The 24,699-nt window shown below is 64.0% G+C and carries 24 protein-coding genes and 2 tRNA genes; 21 read left to right on the top strand and 5 right to left on the bottom strand.

The features are described 5' to 3' along the window. Positions 1-9 precede the first annotated feature (9 nt). On the bottom strand, positions 10-1,041 hold the full coding sequence (gene gluQRS / locus ACP8ML_RS07265; protein WP_117189228.1) for a tRNA glutamyl-Q(34) synthetase GluQRS: 1,032 nt from the start codon (positions 1,039-1,041) through the stop codon (positions 10-12). A gap of 45 nt (positions 1,042-1,086) precedes the next feature. On the opposite strand from gluQRS, the gene ACP8ML_RS07260 reads away from it, so the two are divergent. The 12 genes from ACP8ML_RS07260 to ilvC all read left to right on the top strand — a co-directional run bounded on the left by ACP8ML_RS07260 (position 1,087) and on the right by ilvC (position 13,088). After that, positions 1,087-2,049, top strand: a complete 963-nt coding sequence (locus tag ACP8ML_RS07260) for a helix-turn-helix transcriptional regulator (RefSeq protein WP_015582539.1) — start codon at positions 1,087-1,089, stop codon at positions 2,047-2,049. After that, positions 2,046-3,014 (top strand): WYL domain-containing protein, encoded by a 969-nt coding sequence (locus ACP8ML_RS07255; RefSeq protein ID WP_065674031.1) that lies wholly within the window; start codon positions 2,046-2,048, stop codon positions 3,012-3,014. The genes ACP8ML_RS07260 and ACP8ML_RS07255 overlap by 4 nt, the downstream gene beginning before the upstream one ends. Position 3,015: 1 nt before the next feature. Then, complete coding sequence (locus tag ACP8ML_RS07250) at positions 3,016-3,219, top strand: hypothetical protein (protein ID WP_004810945.1); 204 nt, start codon at positions 3,016-3,018, stop codon at positions 3,217-3,219. 92 nt (positions 3,220-3,311) lie between these two features. Continuing rightward, positions 3,312-3,545: a twin-arginine translocase TatA/TatE family subunit gene (locus ACP8ML_RS07245; RefSeq protein ID WP_004810948.1), complete on the top strand. Its 234-nt coding sequence runs from the start codon at positions 3,312-3,314 to the stop codon at positions 3,543-3,545. Between the two features lie 8 nt (positions 3,546-3,553). Beyond that, the gene (gene tatC / locus ACP8ML_RS07240) at positions 3,554-4,447 is read left to right on the top strand and encodes a twin-arginine translocase subunit TatC (RefSeq protein WP_065674033.1); all 894 of its coding nucleotides are present in this window, start codon (positions 3,554-3,556) and stop codon (positions 4,445-4,447) included. A 38-nt stretch (positions 4,448-4,485) separates the two neighbouring features. Continuing rightward, positions 4,486-5,379 (top strand): diacylglycerol/lipid kinase family protein, encoded by an 894-nt coding sequence (locus tag ACP8ML_RS07235; RefSeq protein WP_117189226.1) that lies wholly within the window; start codon positions 4,486-4,488, stop codon positions 5,377-5,379. Between the two features lie 29 nt (positions 5,380-5,408). Then, positions 5,409-8,168 carry a DEAD/DEAH box helicase gene (locus ACP8ML_RS07230; RefSeq protein WP_117189224.1) on the top strand — a complete coding sequence of 920 codons (2,760 nt, stop codon included), beginning with the start codon at positions 5,409-5,411 and terminating at the stop codon, positions 8,166-8,168. Between the two features lie 71 nt (positions 8,169-8,239). Continuing rightward, complete coding sequence (gene hisF / locus ACP8ML_RS07225; protein WP_016667809.1) at positions 8,240-9,001, top strand: imidazole glycerol phosphate synthase subunit HisF; 762 nt, start codon at positions 8,240-8,242, stop codon at positions 8,999-9,001. A gap of 44 nt (positions 9,002-9,045) precedes the next feature. After that, a complete protein-coding gene (locus ACP8ML_RS07220) occupies positions 9,046-9,456 on the top strand; it encodes an HIT family protein (protein ID WP_016667808.1) in 411 nt (136 codons plus the stop codon). A 207-nt stretch (positions 9,457-9,663) separates the two neighbouring features. After that, positions 9,664-11,496, top strand: coding sequence for an acetolactate synthase large subunit (locus ACP8ML_RS07215; protein WP_117189222.1), 1,833 nt, complete (start codon positions 9,664-9,666; stop codon positions 11,494-11,496). Continuing rightward, complete coding sequence (gene ilvN, locus ACP8ML_RS07210; protein WP_065674038.1) at positions 11,493-11,999, top strand: acetolactate synthase small subunit; 507 nt, start codon at positions 11,493-11,495, stop codon at positions 11,997-11,999. Before ACP8ML_RS07215 ends, ilvN begins: the two co-directional genes overlap by 4 nt. Before the next feature lie 60 nt (positions 12,000-12,059). Further along, the gene (ilvC, locus tag ACP8ML_RS07205) at positions 12,060-13,088 is read left to right on the top strand and encodes a ketol-acid reductoisomerase (protein ID WP_117189220.1); all 1,029 of its coding nucleotides are present in this window, start codon (positions 12,060-12,062) and stop codon (positions 13,086-13,088) included. Between the two features lie 84 nt (positions 13,089-13,172). On the opposite strand, the gene ACP8ML_RS07200 is transcribed toward ilvC, so the two are convergent. Further along, positions 13,173-13,751, bottom strand: a complete 579-nt coding sequence (locus ACP8ML_RS07200) for an O-methyltransferase (RefSeq protein WP_036976641.1) — start codon at positions 13,749-13,751, stop codon at positions 13,173-13,175. Between the two features lie 100 nt (positions 13,752-13,851). Then, complete coding sequence (locus ACP8ML_RS07195; RefSeq protein ID WP_117189218.1) at positions 13,852-14,910, bottom strand: 3-isopropylmalate dehydrogenase; 1,059 nt, start codon at positions 14,908-14,910, stop codon at positions 13,852-13,854. An 89-nt stretch (positions 14,911-14,999) separates the two neighbouring features. Between ACP8ML_RS07195 and ACP8ML_RS07190 the strand changes: the two genes are divergently transcribed. Next, positions 15,000-16,091, top strand: coding sequence for a branched-chain amino acid aminotransferase (locus ACP8ML_RS07190; protein ID WP_065674083.1), 1,092 nt, complete (start codon positions 15,000-15,002; stop codon positions 16,089-16,091). A gap of 111 nt (positions 16,092-16,202) precedes the next feature. Here ACP8ML_RS07190 and ACP8ML_RS07185 read toward each other — a convergent pair whose 3' ends face one another. Beyond that, complete coding sequence (locus ACP8ML_RS07185; protein ID WP_065674040.1) at positions 16,203-17,486, bottom strand: thymidine phosphorylase; 1,284 nt, start codon at positions 17,484-17,486, stop codon at positions 16,203-16,205. Positions 17,487-17,568: 82 nt separating this feature from the next. Here ACP8ML_RS07185 and ACP8ML_RS07180 point away from each other — a divergent pair, with 82 nt between their 5' ends. The 4 genes from ACP8ML_RS07180 to ACP8ML_RS07165 all read left to right on the top strand — a co-directional run bounded on the left by ACP8ML_RS07180 (position 17,569) and on the right by ACP8ML_RS07165 (position 19,688). After that, entirely contained in the window at positions 17,569-18,369 is an 801-nt protein-coding gene (locus tag ACP8ML_RS07180) for a fumarylacetoacetate hydrolase family protein (RefSeq protein WP_065674084.1), read from the top strand. Continuing rightward, positions 18,369-19,331, top strand: a complete 963-nt coding sequence (locus ACP8ML_RS07175; RefSeq protein ID WP_117189216.1) for a CPBP family intramembrane glutamic endopeptidase — start codon at positions 18,369-18,371, stop codon at positions 19,329-19,331. Before ACP8ML_RS07180 ends, ACP8ML_RS07175 begins: the two co-directional genes overlap by 1 nt. Positions 19,332-19,406: 75 nt before the next feature. Next, a tRNA-Gln gene (locus ACP8ML_RS07170) sits at positions 19,407-19,478 on the top strand. A gap of 134 nt (positions 19,479-19,612) precedes the next feature. Further along, a tRNA-Glu gene (locus ACP8ML_RS07165) sits at positions 19,613-19,688 on the top strand. Between the two features lie 139 nt (positions 19,689-19,827). Here the strand turns inward: ACP8ML_RS07165 and ACP8ML_RS07160 are convergent. Then, on the bottom strand, positions 19,828-20,547 hold the full coding sequence (locus ACP8ML_RS07160) for an IclR family transcriptional regulator (protein WP_004810977.1): 720 nt from the start codon (positions 20,545-20,547) through the stop codon (positions 19,828-19,830). Positions 20,548-20,667: 120 nt separating this feature from the next. Here ACP8ML_RS07160 and leuC point away from each other — a divergent pair, with 120 nt between their 5' ends. From leuC to ACP8ML_RS07140, 4 genes are all read left to right on the top strand, one after another. Further along, complete coding sequence (gene leuC / locus ACP8ML_RS07155) at positions 20,668-22,089, top strand: 3-isopropylmalate dehydratase large subunit (RefSeq protein ID WP_065674042.1); 1,422 nt, start codon at positions 20,668-20,670, stop codon at positions 22,087-22,089. Between the two features lies 1 nt (position 22,090). Next, positions 22,091-22,681 (top strand): 3-isopropylmalate dehydratase small subunit, encoded by a 591-nt coding sequence (gene leuD / locus ACP8ML_RS07150; RefSeq protein ID WP_117189215.1) that lies wholly within the window; start codon positions 22,091-22,093, stop codon positions 22,679-22,681. 142 nt (positions 22,682-22,823) lie between these two features. Continuing rightward, on the top strand, positions 22,824-23,546 hold the full coding sequence (locus ACP8ML_RS07145; RefSeq protein ID WP_171048575.1) for a lysophospholipid acyltransferase family protein: 723 nt from the start codon (positions 22,824-22,826) through the stop codon (positions 23,544-23,546). A gap of 48 nt (positions 23,547-23,594) precedes the next feature. Beyond that, positions 23,595-24,692 (top strand): D-alanine--D-alanine ligase family protein, encoded by a 1,098-nt coding sequence (locus tag ACP8ML_RS07140; protein ID WP_004810986.1) that lies wholly within the window; start codon positions 23,595-23,597, stop codon positions 24,690-24,692. The last annotated feature ends 7 nt before the right edge of the window (positions 24,693-24,699 follow it).

Below are 24,699 nucleotides of genomic sequence, written 5' to 3'. Positions count from 1 at the left end.
AATCAGTTGTCACAACTCGTCCACGGAGAGGACGGCGTCATTCCACCACCCCAACGGGCCATCGAGGGAAGCGGGATCCAGTGGGATGACCTCGGCCGGGGGTGAGGGCGGGGTCAGAGCCGCGGACCCGATGAGGTCATGCGGGTCGCTGACTTCTGGAAGCCCCAAGGACCGGCACAGCCACGCCATGATGCGGTTGCGGTCGATCCCCCCAGCCATGAGCCGGGTCAGTCCTGCTGCTCCCGCCGATTTGGAGAGACGCTCACCACCGGGGGCAGCGACGAGACCGGTGTGCGCATAGGTTGGGGCCTCGAAACCCAGCAGTGCGGCCAAGTGGGACTGACGCGGTGCCGATGACCACAGGTCCCGTGCCCGAACGACCTGGTCCACCCCCTGCAGTCCGTCGTCGACGACCACCGCGAGGTTGTATGCGGGGATGCCGTCGTTACGCACCAGAACGAGATCGTCGACTCGTCCTCGGCAATGTCCCCGAGCTAGGTCGGTGGCTTCGAAGGAGTCGACCTGGCTGGCCAGGCGGGTGGCGGGAGGACGTTTCGTCGCCCGTTCCTCGCGCTGTGGTGCAGTCACGGTTCGGCAGGTCCCCGGGTATGGACGCCAGTCGGCCTCGTTGGGGGCGGTGGCCGCTGCCGCGATCTCCTTGCGAGTGCAGAAGCAGGGGTAGGTGTCCAAGCCCGCGACGGCGTCGGCGTAGAGATCACGACGCTCCGACTGTCGGACCACTGGTCCGTCCCAGTCGATGCCAAGGATCTCCAGATCCCGTAACTGGGCCGCGGCGATGTTTCCGGCGGCCGCCACCCGTGCCTGATCCAGATCCTCGATGCGCACCACGAATCGCCGTCCCGAGGATCGAGCCAGCAACCAGGCCGCCAACGCGGTGCGGAGGTTCCCCAGGTGGAGGGTCGAGGTGGGGGACGGAGCGAATCGCCCCGCTGCCGCGGATGGCTGCGGAGAGGAATGGGTCGCGGCAAAATCGGTCACGAGCGGCAGTGTAGGCAAAAATTGTTGTGACGGAATGGGCATGCCCGCCCACATGGGTAGGCTGTGACGCTGGAAGGGAGGGTGCCGATGGCTGCGCAGCGTTCGGAGAGGTTGGTCAACCTCGTCATCGCTCTCCTGGTCACTGACCGTCCTCTCACTCGTGCCCAGCTGCGCGACATGATCGAGGACTACCGCAGGGTCTCCGAGGTCGCTTTCCAGCGCTCCTTCGAGCGCGACAAGGAGGAACTGCGTCGGATCGGCATCACCGTCGAGTCCGTGACCCTCGACACCTTCTTCGGCGACGAGGTCGGTTACCGCATCCCCCGTGCGGACGTCGAGCTACCTCCCGTGCAGTTCACCCAGGCCGAGGCCGACGCCCTGGCCACTGCGGCGAGGGTGTGGCGGGAGTCCGTTCTTGACGAGTCCTCCACCTCTGCGCTGGTGAAGCTGCGGGCTGCTGGTGTCGAGCCCGACACCGAGGCCGGTATTGCCACGCAGGTCGTCACGGGAGCTGACGCGCCGTCCTTCTCTGATCTGTGGCGGGCCACCATCGACCGGTCCCGGGTGAGGTTCGGGTACCGAGGTGGCAAACAGCGCACCGTCGATCCATGGCGAATGGCTCTGCGCCGGGGACGTTGGTACCTCGTTGGACGTGACGTGGACCGCGACGAGCCGCGACTGTTCCGTCTCTCGCGCATCAGTTCTGCGGTGACGACTGTGGGGGAGCCCGGTACCGTCACCAGTCCCGAACCTGAGGTCATTGAGGCCCACCTCAATCGCCTCGAACCGCCGGAGCCCGAGGAGGTCGACGTCACCATGGCCGTCGCTCCCGGTGTGCGTCTGGGAGTCATGACGACTCGTGCGGAGTGGGATGGACCCGTTCCTGAGGGGTACGAGGTCGTCACCGGCGGGTTTGGCGGATATGACGAGGCCGCCACCGCGGTGCTGCGCGCTGGTGGACGGATCATTCTGCTCGCCCCGGAGAAGGCCCGCACGGTGCTCGCCGATCGTATTCAGGCCGTCCTGCGGTTGGAGGAGGATGCCTCATGACCGCCCGTACTGACACCGCCAGACTGCTCGCGCTCATCCCGTATCTGCGTTCCCATCCCGGAGTCGCCGTCACCGAGGTCGCTAGGGTCTTCGGAGTGACCACCGACCGGGTGATCGCGGATCTCAAGATCCTGTGGATGGTCGGACTGCCCGGCGGCATGCCGGACGATCTCATCGACATCGACATGGATGCCGTCGACTCCGACGGCACCATTACGATCACCAATGCCGATGCCCTGCCACGCCCCATGCGTCTGACACCTGACGAGGCGTGGTCCCTGCTGGCCGCTCTGCAGGTCATCGCCGATCTGGCCGACGACACCGTTCGGCCTGCCGTGGCGTCGGCGGTCGAGAAGTTGCGCCAGGTCTGCCCGCAGTCCGGTCCGGATCCGGTCGAAGCCAGCGTGGAGGCCGATTACGACCCGCGTTCGGAATGGTTCACCGGAGCCTGCGCCAACAAGTGGCGCATCGAGATCGTCCACAAGCGAGGCGATGACCCCACCCCGCACACCCAGGTCGTCGATCCTGTCCGGGTGGAGGTTCGTGACGGTCATCGTTACCTCGTAGGGTGGTCGATGGCCCGCAAACAGTGGCGAACCTGGCGTCTGGATCGCATCGTGACAGGCAAGAGGGTGGGTCACGCCACAAATCATGGCCGTCCGCCCAAGACTCTTGAGTGGTTTTCCGATGTCGTCGATGAAGTGACACTGACCCTGGCCCCGCGTGCCGGATGGGTCGCCGAATACCACCCGGTGCGTCACGTCGAGAAGGATGGGGACGTGTGGAAGGTGACGTTCGCAGTCGCCTCACCGACCTGGCTCGCCGAGCTCATGGTGGGTCTGAGCCCCGATGTCCTCGCCGTAGATCCGCCTCGTGCGGCTGCTCCAGCGATTCAGCTGGCACGCGCGGCCGCCATCGCCAACGGTATTGAGGTGCCACAGCGTGAGGCTGGGGGCGAGTCCTGATATGTGGTGGATGTGGGTCCTTGTCCTCGCATTCGTCCTGTTTGTCGTGGAGATCGTGGTCGGCATGATCTGGTTGTGGCACAAGGTCGTCGCATTGCTGAGCGACGTGGAACGGACGACCAGTCGGCTCGACGAGTTGGCTCACGTCCTGGAGGATCTCGACACCACTGCTGGCAAGGAGTCGATGAGGCCCGATGTACGGTGAGCGTCGTGGTAGCCTGAACGCCGATCGTCGAGCTGGCGGCCCTCCTGTGTGGTGCGGGAAGGGTGCCAGCCAAGTCTGGAAGGAGAGCCTCAATGGCTCCTCTGCTCATCGCGAATGACATGACCATCATCATCATCGTCGTCCTCGCGCTTGTTCTCTTCGGTGGTTCCCGTATCGCCGGTGTTGGCAAGGGTGCCGGTCGCGCCATCCGTGAGTTCAAGGAAGAGACTGCCGGTCTCGACAAGGGCAAGGACAAGGAGGCCGAGAAGGACATCGAGGCCGTCGAGGCTGACGTCGTCAAGGATCAGAGCAAGCCGACCGAGTGAGTCAACTCATGGCCACGGATACTCCGGTCGAGCAAGCTGAGGTGGGGCAGACCGTCGGTGAGGAGCACCGTCGGTTTGCCCGATTTCGTCCGCCCGAGGCCGGGGAGGGCGGCACGATGTCTCTCCTGGATCATGTCCGGGAGCTTCGCTACCGAATCATCGTGTCCTTCATCGCGGTTGTCATCACGAGCTCCGTGGCCTTCGTGTTCTACCGGCCGCTGGTCGAGATCGTCATGTATCCCTACCAGCAGGCCAGCGCCGCGATCAAGGAAAAGAATCCGACGGCCTCCTTGCAGGTCGTCAACAACGGTGTCGTCGCCCCGTTCGTGTTGAACATGAGGGTGGCCATCGTCGCCGGACTCATCGCAGCCTGTCCTGTCTGGTTGTACCAGATCTGGGCCTTCATCGTCCCTGGTCTTCTCGTCAACGAGAAGAAATGGGCGCTGCGATTCCTGGGATCGGCCATTCCGTTGTTCCTCATCGGCTCCGCGCTGGGATATTGGGTGCTGCCCAAGGGCATCGCCCTGATGTTGAACTTCACTCCCCACGGCATGGGCATCACCAACCTGCTGGACATGAATGCCTTCCTTGCGCTGGAGATTCGCGTCATCCTGCTGTTCGGGGTGAGCTTCCTGTTGCCGGTCGTGCTGGTCCTGCTCAACCTGGTCCACGTGTTGTCGTCTGCGCAGTTAAAGTCGGCGCGCAAGTGGTCCATCTTCGGCTTCTTCTGCCTTGGCGCCTTCGTCAATCCGTCCGGTGACCCGATCTCGATGTGTGCCCTCGCGGTACCACTGAGCGTGATGTACGTCATCGCCGAGTGGATCTGCCGCAGCAATGAGCGAAAGCGCAACACCGATGACCTGGGCATCGACAAATCCGAGTTCAACATTCAGATCGACTGATCCGTGCCCACCTCTGCGTCGCGGCAGGAGTGCGCCGCATGACAACCCGTCTGCTTGTCAATCCGGCCGCCGGTGGCGGCCGCGCTGATCGTCTCCAGCCCTGGGCGGCAGCACAGTTGCAGCGGGCCTTCGGTGACGTCGATGCCGTACACACCACCAGCTTTCAGAATGCCGACGAGGCATTGGCTGAGTTTGCGGCCACCGACGGTGAGGGGGACCGCGTCGTCGTCATGGGCGGAGACGGCATGGTCCACCTGGGACTCAACCATCTCGCAGGGACCAGGATCCGGCTCGCCATCGTGCCATCGGGAACCGGGAATGACTTTGCCTCGTCGGTGGGCCTGCCCTCCAGGGTTGACGATGCGATCAGGCACATCGTGGCTGATCAGCCCACTCGGATCGACCTCGCCGAGGTCACAGGTGCCGTGTACGGCGGGCATTGCTGGGTGGGATGCGTTGTCTCCACCGGGTACGACGCCATCGTCAACCGACGTACCAACCGCATGACGACGAAGTTCGGCCCGCTGAGTTACGGCTGGGTCGCGCTGTCAGCCCTGGCCGAGTTCACTCCCAGGCACTACCGGATCAGCATCGATGGGCAGGACCGAGAGCTCGACGCCATGCTCATCGCCGTCGGCAATGGCGGACACTTCGGTGGCGGGATGAGGGTCTGTCCGACGGCCAGCGTCGTCGACGGGTTGCTCGACATCACGATCATCCATGCCGTATCCCGCCGGACACTGCTCAGCTGCCTGCCCCTGCTGTACGCCGGCCGGTTCACCCATCTCGACTTCGTGGAGACCCTGCGCGCCCGACGCGTTGACATTGATGGAGATGACATGTTTGCGATGGCCGACGGAGAAGAGATCGGGGACGTTCCACTGACCGTCGTCGCTCGTTCATCCGCGGTCAACCTCGTCGGTCTGCCGTGACGGTCGTACCTGGCCGCTAGGTTGGAGGCATGAGCGAGACTCTTGACCGGTTCATCGCAGGGCTGTCCTTCGAACCTGACGACTACCAGGTGACGGCTTGTCAGGATCTCGACGACGGTGCCGGGGTCCTGGTCGCCGCGCCGACGGGGGCCGGTAAGACGGTGGTGGGCGAGTACGCCACTGACTTGGCTCTGGCCTCAGGTCTGAAGTGCTTCTACACCACCCCTATCAAGGCGCTGTCCAACCAGAAGTTCCATGATCTGGTGGCTCGTCACGGTGAGGACCAGGTGGGTCTGTTGACTGGTGACGTCACCATCAACTCGGAAGCTCCCGTTGTCGTCATGACGACTGAGGTGTTGCGGAATATGATCTACCGCAACTCCCACACCCTCGACACCCTGGGTTGGGTCGTGCTCGACGAGGTGCACTACCTGGCTGATCGTTTCCGTGGCCCGGTCTGGGAGGAAGTCATCCTCGGTCTGGACCCGCAGGTCAAGATCGTCGGACTCTCGGCGACCGTGTCCAACGCGGAGGAATTCGGGGAGTGGCTGGACGAGGTGCGCGGGGACGTTCGTGTCGTCGTCTCCGAGCGTCGCCCCGTCCCGTTGACCCAGCACGTGGCCGTTGGATGGCGACTCCATGATCTCTTTGGCGACAGGCGTCTCACCGACGTCAATCCGGAGCTGATCTCCATCGCCAAGGAGGAGTCCAGATTCCAGCGGGACGACTCCCGTCGTCCCCGAGGCCGCTCTGGCAAGGGGAAACGCAATGTCTCCTATGGCAGTGGCCGGTTCGGCGGAGCCTCCGCCCAGCGTCGAGGACGAGGCGGACGTGACAAGCCGCGCGGTCCTCGTAACCAACCCAGTCGCATTCAGGTCGTGCGGTCCCTCCAGAGGGCCAATCTGCTGCCCGCCATCATCTTCGTGTTCTCCCGGGCCGGATGTGACGCCGCCGTCAGCCAATTACTCAACACCGACCTGGTCCTCACGAGCCAGCGGGAGGCCCGCCAACTGCGCCGGATCGCTGAGCGCCACGGCGAGGGATTGACAGACGAGGAGCGTCGAGCGGTGGGCTGGAACCACTTCGTGGCGGCCTTCGAGCGCGGTATCGCCGCTCACCACGCAGGACTGCTGCCGGTGCTCAAGGCCATCGTCGAGGAAGGGTTTGTCGCAGGGCTCCTCAAGGTCGTCATCGCCACGGAGACGCTGGCTCTGGGTATCAACATGCCTGCTCGCACCGTCGTGCTGGAAAAGCTCGTCAAGTACAACGGACAGACCCATGCCGACATCACACCGGGCGAGTACACCCAGCTCACCGGTCGCGCCGGACGCCGCGGCATCGACACCCAGGGACATGCGGTGGTGTGCTGGCAAGCTGGGATGGATCCCCGTGCGGTGGCCGGTCTGGCGTCGCGACGGACGTATCCGCTCAACTCGGCCTTCGTCCCGACCTACAACATGGCCGTTAACCTCGTCGGATCGATGGGACGCGAGAAGGCCCGTGACTTGCTGGAACACTCCTTCGCCCAGTTCCAGACCGATCGCAGGCTGGGTGGTTCGGCAGTACGGAGCCGTAAGACCCAGTCCGAGATCGACGCCTACCTGAAAGCGGCCCACTGCGAGCACGGCGATTTCGCGGAGTACGCCCGCATGCGTGAGGAGATCGGCGAGCTGGAGCATGAGCAGGCTCGGCTGCGCAAGGGGGAACGGCCCAGCCAGGTCGCCGATTCCCTGTCCCGTCTCGACTCGGGTGACGTCATCGCGGTGCCGTCCGGTCCGTACGCCGGGTGGGTTGTCGTCGTCGACCCCGGTACTCACGGAAAACGGGGTAAGCGTCCGCATCCACTTGTCATGACCCCGGGCCGCACCGTGATTCGCCTAGGTCATGAGGACGTCGACGCCCCCGTCAAGCGGGTTGCCGGGGTCACGGTTCCGCGCCATTTTCACCCAGGAAATCAGGCCGATCGTCGATCCCTGGGTAAGGCCCTCGATCGAGTCCTTGACGGTCTGGGGCAGCCGGTCATCCAACCGAAACGTCCCGAGGTGGACGCGGAACTGGCCGAGCGCATCCGTGAGCTGAGGGCTCGGATGAGGCAGCATCCCTGCCATTCCTGCCCGGATCGGGAATCCCACGCTCGCTTTGCCGAGCGTGCCATGAGGCTGTCGCGTCGCAGCGAGCGAGAGTTGGCGAAAGCGCGGGCCAAAGCCACGTCGATCGCTACCCAGTTCGAGCGGATCGTGCTCGTCCTGGAGGCACTGGGATACCTCGGTGAAGGGGGCCAGGACGTCACCGACGCCGGCCGAATGTTGTCGGGGATCTACTCCGAACTCGACCTCGTGACGGCCGAGGCCATTCGGCGTGGTGTCTTCGACAAACTGGACTACCCCCAGCTGGCCGCGGTGTTGTCGACCATCGTCCACGAATCTCGTCCTGGTGATCGTGGCCACCTGCACCGCATGCCCGACCATGGCAGCGAGTCGGCGGAATCCCAGCTCCGAGCCGTGCGAGCCGAAATCGGCCTGCTGGAGCGCGATCACCGTATCGAGCGTCCTCGCGATCTCGACATCGGATTCGCGGAGATGGCCTATGCCTGGGCTGCTGGGGCCGGGTTGGAAACGGTGCTCGATGACATGAGTGCCGGTGACTTCGTGCGCCGGGTGCGCCAGGTCTGTGATCTGGCGGGCCAGATCGCTCATGCCGGAGTCTCTGAGGAGCTTGCCCACACCTGCCGTCAGGTGGTCGGTGCCATGCAGCGCGGGGTCGTCACCATGGACCGCGAGGAGGAGTGAGACCGCCGCTCACCCCCGACGGCACCTGCTCACCCCCTGGGCCAAGGGGCCACGCCCGGTAGCCTGTGGCCATGGCTGTGGCTGTGCGTGTCATCCCGTGTCTCGACGTCAAAGACGGACGAGTCGTCAAGGGCGTCAACTTCGTCGGTCTGCGCGACGCCGGTGATCCGGTGGAATTGGCGGCTGAGTACGGACGCCTGGGTGCTGACGAGGTGACCTTTCTTGACATCTCCGCCTCGAGCGAGGGACGAGCCACCACCCGCGAGGTGGTGACCCGCTGCGCCGAGACGGTTTTCGTGCCCCTCACGGTGGGCGGCGGGGTACGCGGGGTTGACGACGTCGACGTCCTGCTGCGCTCGGGTGCCGACAAGGTGGGGATCAACACCGGAGCCATCGCCAACCCGGGGATCATCGACGAGGTCGCCGACCGATTCGGCAACCAGGTCATCGTGCTGTCGGTCGACGCACGACGGGAACCAGACCAGCCCTCCGGATTCGGGGTGACCACCCACGGTGGAAGCCGTTCGGCCGGTCTTGATGCCGTTGAGTGGGCGCGTCAAGCCGTCGACCGAGGAGCCGGAGAGGTCCTGCTCAACTCCATGGACGCTGACGGCACCACGGATGGTTTCGACATCGAGATGATCGAGGCGGTACGCCGGGCAGTCGACGTCCCACTCATCGCCTCGGGCGGGGCCGGCAAGGTGTCTGACTTCGTCGAGGCGGTGCGAGCCGGTGCCGACGCCGTCCTGGCTGCATCGGTGTTTCACTACCGCACCCTGACGATTGCCCAGGTCAAGGACGGCTTGCGCGAGGCCGGTTTCGAGGTCCGCTGAGCGAACATCGTCATTAGGGAGAGCTGTTGTGGTAGTCATGATTCATGGACTGCCTTTTCTGCTCAATTGCTGCGGGGGACATCCCTGCGACGATCGTTGATTCCGACGACATCTCGGTCGCATTCCTCGACATCGAGCCCTTCCAGGATGGCCACACCCTCGTCATCCCGCGGAAGCATGTCACGAGCGTTCTCGACGATGACGGGGAGTTGGCTCGTATCAGCCCGATGGTGACGAAGGTGGCTCGGCGTCTCGTCGATTCGCTGGGAGCATCCGGGGTCAACATCGTCTCCAACGCGGGTGAAGTCGCTGGTCAGAGCGTCCATCATCTTCACGTCCATGTCGTTCCGCGGTATGACCGCGAGCCCGGGATCAATGCCATTCGTTCGACCATGCCGCGACGCCCGGTCGAGGAGGTTGCTGCCATGGTGACCGGAGAGCCGAACAGAAGATAGTCCACAATATGGGACGTTTGTCCGAATTGGTTGACGGCTGGCCGCTCATGCACGAAGCTCAAAGGCATGAACGGCCAGCTTCTTGTTATTGGTTAGCGTCCTCATCCTCGGATAGGACGCTCCCTCGTGTGCCACCTCGGCAGCGAGGGTTTTTTCTTGTCCAGGATCTTGGCAGCGCCAATGAAGGGCACCGTTTCGCAACCACGGATGGAGGATGGCATGACCGAGAAATCCCGGCATCAACAGATGATGACTGGCGCACAGATCGTCATCGAGAGCCTCGAGAAGCTCGGTGCCGAGGTTGTCTTCGGACTTCCCGGTGGTGCGATCATGCCAACCTATGATCCGCTGATGGATTCCGCGAGGGTGCGGCACATCCTGGTGCGCCATGAACAGGGAGCTGGCCATGCCGCAGAGGGGTACGCAGTCGCCACCGGAAAGGTGGGTGTGTGCATGGCGACCTCGGGGCCAGGCGCGACCAACCTCGTCACCCCGCTCTACGACGCCTACCTGGATTCGGTGCCACTGGTGGCCGTCACTGGTCAGGTCGGTACCACCCTCATCGGAACTGACGGTTTCCAGGAGGCCGACATACGCGGCATCACGATGCCGATCACCAAGCACAACTTCCTCATCACCCGTGCCGAGGACATCCCGTTGGCGATGGCCGAGGCCTTCCACATCGCGTCGACCGGACGACCCGGCCCGGTCCTGATCGACATCACCAAGGACGCCCAGACCTCGGTCGTCCCGTTCACGTGGCCCAAGCAGTTCGACCTGCCTGGCTACAAGCCGACGACTCGTCCCCACGGCAGGCAGATCAAGGAGGCGACCGACCTCATCCGTGCCGCTCGTCGTCCGGTGCTCTACATCGGTGGCGGCGTCGCCAAGGCCGAGGGTGCGGGCGAACTGGCTCGGTTGGTCGACATGACGAGCATCCCGGTCGCAACTACCTTGATGGCCCGCGACGTCTTACCGGCCACACATCCGTTGGCCCTCGGCATGCCCGGCATGCACGGCTCGGTGGCTGCCGTCGGGGCGTTGCAGCGCGCTGACCTCCTCATCGCCGTTGGCACTCGGTTCGACGACCGTGTCACCGGGCGTCTCGACACCTTCGCTCCCGGCGCCAAGGTCATCCACGCCGACATCGATCCGGCTGAGATCGGCAAGAATCGTCATGCCGATGTCCCGATTGTCGGGGACGCAAGGCTGACCCTGTCGCGCTTGGCGGAGTCCCTGGAGGGCAAGGAACTGCCCGATATCTCCAACTGGGTGCGTCAGCTGCAGCGGATGAAGGAGATCTACGCGCCGTCGTGGGAAGAGGTGCCCGAGGGCGAGATTTCCCCGCAACAGGTCATCCAGCGCATCGGCGCCCTGGCACCCGAGGACAGCGTGTTCGTGACGGGTGTGGGCCAGCACCAGATGTGGGCCTCCCACTTCCTGCCGCACGACAAGCCACGCTCCTGGTTGACCTCCGGCGGCGCCGGAACGATGGGGTACTGCATCCCGGCAGCCTTGGGTGCCAAGGTCGGGCGTCCTGATGCCACCGTGTGGGGTATTGACGGTGATGGCTGCTTCCAGATGACCAACCAGGAGCTCGTCACGGCCGCCCTCAACGGTGCACCGGTCAAGATCGCCATCATCAACAACAACGTGCTCGGCATGGTGCGTCAGTGGCAGAACCTCTTCTTCGACTCCAGGTTCTCCCACACTGACCTGCACTCCGACCGTCTGCCGGACTTCGTCAAGCTCGCCGAGGCGATGGGCTGTGCGGCCTTCCGCGTGACCGATCCAGACAAGGTCGACGAGACGATCAAGACTGCCAACGAGATCAACGACCGTCCGGTGGTCGTGGAGTTCGTCGTCCACACTGACGCCATGGTGTGGCCGATGGTGGCCGCCGGGACCAGCAACGACGACATCAAGATCGCTCGCGACATGGCTCCCGACTGGGGAGATGCCGGGGATGAGATCGCACCCGTCGATGACGAGGACGATGCGGACGACAGCGGACGACAGAACCGAGGAGAACTGAGATGACCAGACACGTGCTGTCGGTGTTGGTGACGAACCGTCCGGGCGTGCTGACCCGGGTGTCGGGCCTGTTCGCCCGCCGGGGATACAACATCGAGTCCCTGACCGTTTCGCCGACCGATGATCCCAGCGAGTCCCGGATGACGATCGGGGTGAGCGTCGTCTCCGCCCAGGCCCTCGAGCAGATCGTCAAGCAGCTCAACAAACTCATCGAGGTTCACAAGATTGTCGAGTTGGATCACGGTGCGGTCACCCGTGAGCTCATCCTCGTCAAGGTGCGCTCCAACGTCGAGAATCGCTCCAAGATCATCGACACCGTCGAACTGTTCCGGGGCAAGACCGTCGACGTCTCATTGGAGTCACTGACGATCGAGGCGACCGGGGGACGTGAGAAGCTGGACGCATTGCTGCAGATGCTGGAGCCGTTCGGAATCATCGAACTCGTTCAGTCCGGACAGGTGGCTCTCAACCGTGGTGCCGCCGCTCTCGGGGCAAAACGCTCTGGGTGACCAGGAATTCCTCGAACCGAAACACAAGAAGGCCGAAACACAACAAGGAGACAACACACCATGGCAAAGATCTACTACGACGACGCCGCCGACCTGTCCATCATCCAGAACCGTCAGGTTGCCGTCATTGGTTACGGCTCCCAGGGACATGCCCACGCCCTCAACCTGCGTGACTCCGGCGTTGACGTGCGGGTCGGTCTGCGCGAGGGTTCCTCGTCGATCGCCAAGGCTGAGGCTCAGGGTCTGCGCGTGCTGCCCATCGAGGAAGCGTGTGAGGAGGCCGACGTGATCATGGTCCTGGCCCCCGATCAGAACCAGCGTCAGCTGTACGCCGAGCAGATCGCCCCGCACCTCAAGGACGGCGACGCCCTCTTCTTCGCCCATGGCTTCAACGTCCACTTCGGCTACGTCGAGGCCCCCGAGGGCGTCGATGTCTGCATGGTCGCCCCGAAGGGCCCCGGTCACATCGTGCGTCGTGAATACGCCGACGGCCGCGGTGTCCCGGTGCTTGTCTGTGTCGAGAAGGATGCTTCTGGCATGGCCTGGGCCCTGACCAAGTCCTACGCCAAGGCCCTCGGTGGTCTGCGCGCCGGCGGCATTGAGACCAGCTTCCGTGAGGAGACCGAGACCGACCTCTTCGGTGAGCAGGCTGTGTTGTGTGGTGGCCTGTCCCATCTCATCCAGGCTGGTTTCGAGACCCTCGTCAATGCCGGTTACCAGCCGGAGATGGCCTACTTCGAGGTCTGCCATGAGATGAAGATGATCGTCGACCTCATCATCGAGGGCGGCATCTCCAAGCAGCGTTGGTCGATCTCCGACACCGCTGAGTACGGCGACTACGTCTCTGGTCCGCGGGTCGTCGATGACCATGTCAAGGAGAACATGAAGGCCGTCCTGGATGACATCCAGACCGGCGCCTTCGCCAAGCGATTCATCGACGACCAGGACGCCGGTGCTCCGGAGTTCAGGAAGCTGCGTGAGGAGGAGGCCAAGCACCCGATCGAGGCCACCGGCAAGGAGCTTCGCAAGATGTACTCCTGGCTGGCCGCCACCGACGAGGGCTACACCGAGGGCAGCGCTGCTCGCTGAGCTCGAGGTTGCTGACAAATGCCGAGGGCCCGTGGACAACCACGGGCCCTCGGGCTGTGTGCAGGAGGTATGACGAGCGGTTGCTCAGCCGCGCGGGGACAGGCGGCAGGCGACGATGGCCGCCATGTCGGAGGCTAGCTGAATCTCGGTGGCATGGACCTTCGGGTGGGTGAGCCACGCCAGCCTGGTGGTGTCGACGATGCCATTGATGTCGCGCGGGGGGAATCCGTGGCTGGGGGGCATGTCGTCGATGACGACCAAACCGCCGACGGCGACAGCCTTGAGGATGTCGTCGACCTCACGTACCCGAGCCACTCGAATCGGGACGGAGAGAAGACCGAAGGGTCCGCGTTCCAACAGGTCGTCCCAGGTGCCCTCGATGATGTCAATGTCGAGGTCAGCCAAGACCTCGCGGGCACGGGCGCACACCGTCGGATCAGGCTCGTAGCTGATGACCTTGGTGCGCTTGCGGGCCCCCAGACGCAGCCAGGCAGCTCCGGCACCGGATCCTGTCTCGCATTCCCCGATGGAACCGTGCACTCCCGCAGCCAAGGTGGCCATGAAACGGCCGGTCTCATTACGGGTGGTGGTGAAATAGCCCATCTCCAGCGCATTGTGGAGGGCCTTCGTCACCGGTTCAGGAATCTCGGGAATGGATAGCACGGGGACATTGTGCCAGGAGGGCACATCCTTCTGGACGGTGGTGGCCGACAACTGGACACAGGGAGCCCCGGTCCTGTCGGGTCAGGGTTCTCGTTGCGGCTCAGAGACGCTCGGCGATGCCTCGCCCGATCTCGCTGGTGGTACGGGATGGCCCCGACGCCCTGGCAGCGATGTCGGCCGCAACAGCCTTGCGGATGCGTTCAGCGTCGTCGGCGTGATCGAGATGGTCCAGGAGCAAGGCCATCGAGAGAATCGCGGCGGTGGGATCAGCCTTACCGGTTCCAGCGATGTCAGGAGCCGAACCGTGCACCGGCTCGAACATCGACGGGTACTCACCAGAGGTGTTGATGTTTGCGCTGGGGGCCAGGCCGATGCCACCGGTCACCGCTCCTGCGAGGTCGGTGATGATGTCTCCGAAGAGGTTGTCGGTGACGATGACGTCGAAATGCTGGGGCTCCTTGACCAGAGCGATCGTCACGGCATCGACGTGCATGTAGTCGGTCGTCACCTGGGGGAACTCCACGGAGACCTCGTCGACAATTCGACGCCACAGCGAACCGGCGTTGACGAGGACATTGTGCTTGTGGACGAGGGTGAGGTGGCCACGACGGGCAGCTGCTCGCGAGAAGGCGTCGCGAACGACCCTCTCAACCCCGAAGGCAGTGTTGATGCTCACCTCGGTGGCAATCTCGTGGGAGGTTCCGGTCCGCACTGATCCGCCATTGCCACAGTAGAGACCTTCGGTACCTTCTCGGCAGACGATGAAGTCGATGGGTCCGGCATCGGTGATCTCGGGAGCCAACGGAGTGGCGGTGCCGGGGTACCAGGTCGAGGGCCGCAGATTGACACCATGGTCAAGCGCGAACCGAAGTTTGAGCAGCAGACCTCGTTCCAGGAGTCCTGAGGGGACCTCGGTCGAGCCGGGAGTGGCACCGACGGCTCCCAGCACGATGGCATCTGCCTTCGAGATCTCGACCAGGGTGGAGTCATTGAGGACCTCCCCGGTGGTCTTCCAGTGCTCGGCGCCGAGGTGGTACTCATGGGTGGTGAAGGTCTCGGTCCCGATCGTCCGCTCCAACACGTGGAGAGCCTGCTCGGTGACCTCGGGGCCGATTCCGTCGCCACCGATGACGGCGAGCTGCATCACGTCGTTCGTCATGGTCGAAACCCTACCTGGATGGTCCACGATGTGATCATGCGATTTCACGAATTGGAACAGAGGGTTCTCCCTCGGTGTAGCGTGTGGCCATGAGTTTGCGCTTTGCTTCTGCTGATGATCTGACGTGGTCCTCCGACGAGCGGATCGCGCTGGAACATGCCACTCCCCGATTTGGTGAGGTTTTCATCGACCACATGGCCCTTGCCACCTGGCAGGCCGGTGACGGCTGGGGAGACGACGCCGTGGTCAATTACCGTGGTCTGGACATCAATCCTGGTGGTGCTGTTCTCCATTACGCCCAGGAGATTTTCGAGGGCCTCAAGGCCTACCGTCACGCCGACGGGTCCGTATGGCTTTTCCGTCCCGACCAGAACGGTGAGCGTTTCGCCCTGTCGGCTGAGCGCCTTGCCCTGCCCAAGTTGCCGATTGATGACTTCGTCAACGCCTGTGTGCGGTTGGCCGAGGTCGACGCCCGCTGGGTTCCTGATCCCGGGGAGGACGGCGAGAAGTCCCTCTACCTGCGTCCGTTCATGATTGCCAACCAGGATTTCCTCGGCGTCGCTCCAGCGACGACGGTGCTGTTCTCCGTGATCGGCTCACCGGTGGGCGCCTACTTCGTCGGGGGAGTGAAGCCAGTGCGCATCCTCGTCGAGCGCCAGCAGGCCCGTACTGCTCCCGGCGGCACAGGCGAGGCGAAGTGCGGTGGCAACTACGCTGCCTCGCTGCGCTCCCAGATCGAGGCTCAGGCCCGCGGCTGCGCCCAGGTGCTCTTCGTCGACGCGGTCGAGCACCGCTGGATCGAGGAGCTCGGCGGCATGAACTTCATGGCCGTCAGCAAGGACGGCCAGCTCATCACCCCGGAGCTGACGGGCACGATCCTGCGCGGTATCACCCGTAGGTCCATCCTCGAGGTGGCCCCGGATCTCGGCCTGGAGCCGGTGGAGCGCAAGCTCGGCATCGACGAGATGCTTGACGGAGTGCGCTCGGGCGAGTTCCCGGAGGTCTTCGCCTGCGGTACCGCTGCGGTCGTCACCCCGATCGGATCCTTCCTCGACGGCGACGACGAGGTGACGGTCGCCGAGCCGACCGGAAAGACCACGATGGAGATTCGTCGTCGTCTCCTTGAGATCCAGTTCGGTCGTGCCGAGGACACTCATGGTTGGCTCAAGCGAGTCTGTTGACCGGCACAACGTCAAAACTGTCCTGACGACACCTGTCCTGACGGCACTGGGGCCGGTTCACCAGAAGTGGACCGGCCCCAGTCGTCGTCAGATGCCCTAGGTGCGATCCGCTCAGGCCGTAATGGTGTCGACGACGATGGTGCGGGGCTGGAAGGACTTCCCGACGGTGAAGGCGTCGATCAAGGCGTCCTCGGCGCGCGAGATGGTGTCGGCGGTATCGGTGAGCAGGGTTGCCAGCGGCTGGCCAGCGACGACCCGATCACCCGGGCGAACGCGCAACATGACGCCGGCGGCAGCCTGCACCGGATCCTCCTTGCGAGCTCGTCCCGCTCCCAGACGCCAGGCGGCCAGGCCGACGGACATCGCGTCGATTCCGGTGACGATGCCAGCTTCGGAGGCGATGACGTCCTGGGAATGGTGAGCCACCGGCAGCGGAGCATCGGGGTCACCGCCCTGGGCGCGGACCATGTCGCGCCAGACGTCCATGGCCTTGCCGCTGGCAAGGACGTCGGCCGGGTCAGTGCCATCCAGCCCAGCGGCCTTGACCATCTGGCGGGCCAGCGCGACGGTGAGGTCGACGACGTCGGCAGGTCCACCGCCGGACAGCACCTCGAGGGACTCGGCCACCTCGATGCCGTTACCGCAGGCATAACCCAGCGGGACGTCCATCCTGGTCAGCAGGGCGGTGGTGCGCACGCCGGCGGACTCGCCCAGGCCGACGAGACGACGTGCCAGCTCGCGGGCGTCCTCCTCAGTCTTCATGAAAGCTCCCGAGCCCGTCTTGACGTCGAGGACAAGGCTGTCGGTGCCCTCGGCGATCTTCTTGCTCATGATCGAGGAGGCGATGAGGGGGATCGACTCGACGGTGCCGGTGACGTCACGCAAGGCATAGAGCTTCTTGTCCGCGGGGGCAAGCCCGGGCCCGGCAGCGCAGATGACGGCGCCGACGGTGTCGAGCTGGGCAACCATCTCGTCGTGGGAGAGGTCGGCCCGCCAACCGGGAATTGCCTCCATCTTGTCGAGGGTGCCGCCGGTGTGGCCCAGGCCGCGGCCGGACAGCTGGGGAACGGCTGCACCGCAGGCAGCGACGAGGGGGGCCAAGGGCAGGGTGATCTTGTCACCGACACCACCGGTGGAGTGCTTGTCGACGGTGGGACGAGACAGCCCCTTGAAGCTCATTCGCTCGCCGGACTCGACCATCGCCGTTGTCCAGGTCGAGAGCTCCTCGTCGTCCAGACCCTGGAAGAACACCGCCATGGCCATGGCGGACATCTGTTCATCGGCGACGACACCATCGGTGTACGCGCGAATGAGCCAACGGATCTGATCGGAGTCGAGGGTCTGACCTCCGCGCTTGGCGCGGATGAGGTCGAGGACGGAGTAGGTGGTGGTCATGCCGGAAAGTATGGCAGGACCAGCGGGTTCCCGGTGCGTGGATGCCCCCGTTGTGTCGCGTGTCGCCATTACTCTTGGACCCATGCGTATTGCCCGGTTTGTCACAGCTGGTTCCGACCCCGCCTTCGGGATCGTTGAACTCGCCGCCGATCACGGAGACCATCCCGACACCATCGCCGGCATCACTGGAGATCCAGTGGCGGCTCCGGTTCAGTACACCGGTGCTCGTCACGACCTCGCTGACGTCCGGTTGCTGTCTCCGGTGATTCCGCGCTCCAAGATCATCGGAATCGGCCGTAACTACACCGAACATGCCAGTGAGCTGGGTAATGAAGTCCCATCCCGGCCTCTGCTCTTCCTCAAGCCCAACACCTCGGTCATCGGGCCTGACGAGGCCATCGTCCGGCCGGCCGCATCCTCGAACCTGCACTACGAGGGGGAGCTGGCCATCGTCATCGGTCGCATCTGCAAGGACGTCCCCGAGGAAAGGGCCCAGGAAGTCATCTTCGGGTTCACCGCGGCCAACGACGTCACCGCTCGCGACATGCAGAACTCCGACGGCCACTGGGTGCGTGCCAAGGGGGCGGACACCTTCTGCCCACTCGGTCCATGGATGGTCACCCACTTCTCCATCGCCGAGGCCTCACACCGACAGATCGTCACTCGTCTGGACGGCGAGGAGGTCCAGCACGGCAACACCGGCCAGATGATCCACACCATTCCCAAACTCATCTCCTACGTCTCGTCCTTCATGACCCTGTTGCCCGGCGACGTCCTCCTCACCGGAACTCCTGCTGGAGTTGGGCCCATGGAACCCGGCCAGCACGTCGAGGTCGAGATCGAGGGGATCGGTACCCTGGCCAATACCGTCGTGGAGGCTTGATGGCGACTCGTGCCGTGTCCCGCCGCTCGACGGTGACCGACCCCGAGCCGCGAGCGGACTACACCCGGGTCCTCGTCGATTCCTCGGCTGGACCGGGCCCCGGTCTGCTCGGTCTCATCGGGCTTTTACTGGGGTATGCGATCATCGTCCCCGGGCTGCTGTACGCCTTCCTGGGGATCGGTTTCCTCTTCGAGCGCAACGACGGGGAAGGGTTCAGCGCCTACTACAAGCGAGCAGCTGGCTATCACACCGTCGGAGGCCTCATCGCCACCCATCTGGCGCTGGCAAGCCTCATCGTCGTGGTGTTGGTGCTGGCGCGGTATCTCAACCATCGCGCGCCTCGGTGGGTGGCATCAGTCCAACCAGGCATTCGATGGCGTTTCGGCCTGCTGGTGGCTCTGGTTGCCGTCGTCGTGCTCAACCTGACCCAGCTGCTGGTACGCGGGGGAGCGGACTCCCATTACACCGTTCCCCGGTACTGGTGGGTGTGGCTGTTGGCGATCATCATCACATCGCCCTTGCAGGCCCTTGCCGAGGAGATGTTCTTCCGGGGATATCTCATGAACGTCATCTCCGGACTGACCTTGAACCTGCCTGAGAAAGCGGGCCGGTGGCTCTCGGTCGTCGGTTCCGCCCTCATCTTCGCCTTGATGCACGGCACCCAGAACGCCTGGCTCTTCGCCGACAGACTCGCCTTCGGATTACTCGCTGGATGGCTCGTCATCGTTACCGGTGGCTTGGAGGCCGGGGTTGCTGCCCACGTCGTCAACAACCTCTTTGCCTTCGGCTATGCGGTCTTCCTGGGAGGGGTGTCGCAGGCTCGCGGCATGACCTCGATGGGTTGGGTCGACGCGGCCTGGGACATCGGCGGATTCCTGGCCATTGCCTTGGCCGGGTGGTGGATCGCGAACCTCATGAGAGTCGCTCGAAGGGCACCCCCACGGCAAGGCATTTCGTCCTGATTTGCAAAGTGGGAGGAGAGTTCGTTAAAGTTTCTCGTCGTTGCGCCACTGAGGTACACCGAGGTGGAACGGCAATGGGGTATAGGGTAATTGGCAGCCCGACTGATTCTGGTTCAGTTAGTCCAGGTTCGAGTCCTGGTACCCCAGCTCGGAAGACTGAAACCATGAAGTTGCGAAAGCGACAGAATGATTGCTAAGGTTTTCCAGCCTGGTCCGGAAAGGATGCGGGAACAACAGAAAGAGTTATCAAGACCCGAATTTAACGAGTATTGATGTCCGATGGCCCCGTAGTGCAGCGGCCTAGCACGCGGCCCTCTCAAGGCTGAAACGGCGGTTCGAATCCGCTCGGGGCTACCATCAATCAATGGCCCGGATCCGTCGGGATCCGGGCCATTGATTTCACAGCGGGGAAATGCTGACGCTGCCATTTCCGAGAATCAAGAAGGGGTGGAAGGGAATTCCCCCGCATCCCAGGCGCACACCGGGACGACCGGCCTCACTTGGCAGAGCGCCGCAGCACCTCGGACAGACGCCCTCCGGCAGCGACGACCGCAGGAGCGTGAATACGTCCGGGTTGGCGGGTCAGACGCTCAATCGGTCCAGAGACGGAGACGGCCGCAATGACCTTGCCGGAGGGGGACCGCACCGGGGCAGAGACCGAGGCGACGCCGGCTTCGCGCTCGCCCACCGATTGGGACCAGCCGCGCTTGCGTACGGCAGCGAGGGTGACCTCGGAGAAGGCGGAGTTGCTCAATCCACGACGGATCTTGTCGCTGTCCTCCCACGCCAGCAGAATCTGAGCCGCTGATCCAGCGTCCATGGACAGGATGGATCCCACTGGGATGGTGTCCCGCAATCCGGTCGGACGCTCGGCGGTGGCTGCACAGACGCGGCTGCCAGCCTGACGACGGTAGAGCTGAGCGGATTCACCGGTGATGTCTCGAAGCCTGGCCAGGATCGGTCCAGATGCAGCCAGGAGACGATCCTCGCCGGCTGCCGCCGCGAGCTCTGAGAGCCTCGGGCCGAGAATGAAGCGGCCTTGCAGATCACGACTGACGAACCGATGGTGTTCCAGCGCGCGGGCCAGACGGTGGGCCGTCGGACGGGCCAATCCGGTCATCTGAACCAGTCCTGCCAAGGATGCCGGACCCGTCTCCAGGGCAGCCAACACGAGGGCGGCCTTGTCGAGTACGCCCACACCACTTGATTCGTCCATATGGCGATATTAGCGTTCCAAATCCTGATCGTCGAGTCAGAATGGATCTCGCCAACCGGTGGGGGCTGATGACATGCCACACAACATCGGTGACGAACGACCAGCGAAAGGGAAGACGCGATGGGGAGAACACTGAGCGAGAAGCTCTGGGACGCCCACGTTGTCAGGCACGGACAGGACGGGGAGCGCGACCTTCTCTACATCGACCTTCACCTTGTGCACGAGGTGACCAGTCCCCAGGCCTTCGACGGACTGCGGTTGGCGGGGCGCAAGGTTCGTCGTCCGGATCTGACGATTGCGACCGAGGACCACAACATCCCCACCCTCGACATTCTCCAGCCCATCGCCGACCCGATCTCGCGGGCACAGGTCGAGGCGTTGCGTGAGAACGCCCCTGAGTTCGGGGTGCCGCTGCATCCTCTGGGTGACGCGGACCAGGGAGTGGTACACATCATTGGCCCCCAGCTGGGGCTTACCCAGCCGGGTATGACGATCGTGTGTGGTGACTCCCACACCTCGACCCATGGCGCCTTGGGTGCTCTGGCCTTTGGCATCGGCACCAGCGAGGTCGAACACGTGTTGGCGACCCAGACCCTGCCGCAGGTCAAGCCCAGGACCATGGCGGTGACGGTTGACGGGAAGCTGCCGGAAGGCGTCACCCCGAAGGACCTCATCCTGGCCCTCATCTCCAAGACCGGCACCGGCGGTGGCCAGGGTCACATGGTCGAGTATCGCGGTGAGGCCATCGAGAAGATGTCGATGGAGGGCCGCATGACGATCTGCAACATGTCGATCGAGTGGGGAGCCCGCGCCGGCATGGTCGCCCCTGACGAGACCACCTTCGCCTACCTCAAGGACCGTCCGCATGCACCCAAAGGCGAGCAGTGGGACGAGGCCGTCGAGTACTGGCGCACCCTGCGTACTGACGACGACGCCACCTTTGACGCCGAGATCCACCTCGACGCATCCAAGCTCACCCCCTTCGTGACGTGGGGGACGAACCCCGGCCAGGGGGTCCCGCTGGGCGGGGTCGTCCCTGCCGCCGAGGATTTCGAGGATGAGGTCGCTCGTAGCGCCGCTGCTCGCGCCTTGGAGTACATGGCCCTCACGCCAGGTACCAAGATGCGCGACATCCCCATTGACACCGTCTTCCTGGGGTCGTGCACCAACGGTCGCATCGAGGATCTCCGGCTGGCCGCCGAGGTCATTAAGGGGCGTCACATCGCCGAAGGCACCCGGATGCTCGTCGTTCCCGGTTCGGCGCGGGTGCGACTGCAGGCCATGGAGGAGGGTCTGGACGAGGTCTTCATCAAGGCCGGAGCCGAGTGGCGCGGAGCCGGATGTTCCATGTGCCTGGGCATGAACCCTGACCAGCTGTCACCGGGGGAGCGCTCGGCGTCGACCTCGAACCGAAACTTCGAGGGGCGTCAGGGCAAGGGAGGACGAACCCACCTCGTCTCCCCGGCCGTCGTTGCCGCCACGGCCGTCACCGGACGGCTCTCCAGTCCCGCCGATCTGCCACCCGTTTCCCAGGAGGCCTGAGATGGATGCTTTCACTACGCACACCGGAGTTCCTGTCCCACTGCGACGGGCCAACGTCGACACCGACCAGATCATTCCTGCGAGCTACCTCAAGCGGATCACCCGAACCGGTTTCGAGGACGGTCTGTTCGCCTCCTGGCGCTCCGAGCCGGACTTCGTGCTCAACAAGGAGCCGTGGAGCACCGGCTCGATCCTCATCGTGGGGCCCGACTTCGGTATCGGATCCTCCCGTGAGCACGCGGTGTGGGCACTGCAGAACTACGGGTTCAAGGTCGTCATCGGATCGCGGTTCGCCGACATCTTCCGCAACAACTCCGGAAACAACGGACTGCTGCTCGCCCAGGTGGACCCCGCGGTCGTCGAGAAACTGTGGGACTTCGCCGAGCACAACCCCGGTGAGAAGCTCACCGTCTCCCTCGAAGACAAGACCATCAGCCTACCCGACGGTACGTCCCACCCGTTCGTGATCGACGACGCCACCCGTCAGCGTCTGCTTGCAGGCCTGGATGCCATTGGCGAGACCCTCGAGTACGCCGACGACATCGCAGCTTACGAGGCTCGTCGGCCATCCTTCCTGCCGACGACGGCTTGACCCGTTGATCAACCCACTCATCGATCACCGATGACAGTATCAGTGAGCCGATAGGGTGGGTTGATCCACATCACTCAGGAGGGACACCGTGGCGCTGCCCGCCGTGACCAATCCAGCCGACACCCCTGGTCTCATCTTCCGGATGGGTGTGGGGACGCTGTACCCGCTGGCTCGTACCTTGACGCGGTTCGACCACCACGGTGGTGAGAATCTGCCTGGACCAGGGCCAGCCCTTGTCGTGAGCAACCACGTCTCCAACTACGATCCCATCGTGCTGGGGTCCTTCTTGGTGGCCAATGGTCGTTGGCCGCACTGGTTGGCCAAGAAGGAGCTGTTCTTGGTGCCGATCGTCGGATGGGTGGCCTCGGCCAGTGGTCAGATTTCGGTGGACCGGAAGGGTCCGAATCCGGCCAAGGTCCTCGACGACGCCAAGGCTGCCTTGGACAAGGGCATGACGGTGGTCATGTACCCGGAAGGCACGATCACCGCGGATCCCCTGCATTGGCCGATGACCGGACGAACAGGGGCCGCACGCCTGGCCCTGGAGACCGGTGTTCCCGTTATTCCCGTGGGGCAATGGGGACCCCAGGAGGTCATGGGATACAAGGAGATGACCTTCCCCAAACTGTGGCCGCGCAAGACCATGAAGCTGTACTGCGGGACCGAGGTCGAACTGTCGGACCTCCATGGCCATCACGACCGCGCGTCGGTCCGCGAGGCCACCAATCGCATCATGGATGCCATCGACGCCCAGGTCGCCCGTGCTCGCGGAGAGTTCCCGCCGTCGGACCGTTACGACATGCGCAAGGGGAGGCGGGTTCCCAAGTCGGTTGCTCCTGCGCGGCCAGTCGTCGACCCTCGGTGACGTGATGCCTCGGTAGGGTGGGGTGCCGTCATAGCGAAAGGACCTCACATGAATCGCACCCACGTTGCCGTCATCTTCGGTGGGATGAGTTCGGAGCATTCGATCTCCTGCCTGTCAGCGGCGAACGTGGTAGCTGCGATTGACCGTGAACGATTCGACGTCTCCGGTGTGGGCATCACCCCCGATGGTGTCTGGGTGCGATACGGGGTTGACGAGATCCTTGGCCTGCCCAGCACCGGCCAGCTTCCCGTCGTGGAGGTGGGGGATCGTTCCTTGGTGTCGGTCAAGCAGATGCCGGAGGGTACCTGCATCGTTGACACCGAGGGCAACGCCGATCTCGTCCAGGTGGTCTTCCCAGTACTTCATGGTCCTTTCGGAGAGGACGGAACCATCCAGGGTCTGCTGGAGATGGCCGGCGTGCGCTATGTCGGGTGCGGCGTCGCGGCAAGTGCCAACTGCATGGACAAGCACCTCACCAAGATGATCCTGGCCGAGGCCGGGGTTCTCGTGGGTCCCTATGTCGTCGTCCGTGACCATGAGTGGCGAGAGGACCGCAATGCCGTTCTCAAGGCCGCTTCCCGCTTGGAATATCCGTTGTTCGTCAAGCCAGCGCGGGGCGGATCGTCAATCGGCATCTCCAAGGTGATGAGCCCCGACAGGCTGGAAGCCGCCATCGAGGTGGCTCGCGAGCATGACAACAAGGTCCTCATCGAGCAGGGGATCCGAGGCCGCGAGATCGAGTGTTCCGTCCTCGACGGTCACCATGGTGCCGCCCCTCGAGCTTCCGTGCCTGGTGAGATCGTCGTCCATGACCCGGATGGCTTTTATGACTTCGAGGCCAAGTACCTCAGCGGGGAACAGAAGGCCTCCGTACAGGCCCGAGCCAAGCTCGATGACGAGATTCGCAATCGGGTCCAGAAGGTCGCGATCAAGGCGTTCCGGGTGCTTGGCTGTGAAGGACTCGCCCGCATTGACACCTTCGTGGCCCCTGACGGCACCGTCTACGTCAACGAGCCCAACACTATGCCGGGATTCACCCGCAGCTCGGGGTTCCCGCTGATGTGGCAGGCCAGTGGTATGACGTATGCCCAGATCGTCAGCGAACTCATCGAGCTTGCCCTGGAACGTCCTCTGGGACTGCGCTGATCTGAGC

It is taken from the genome of Cutibacterium sp. LaCa_255 (assembly GCF_057458005.1).
This window is presented reverse-complemented; position numbering and strand designations above follow the sequence as displayed.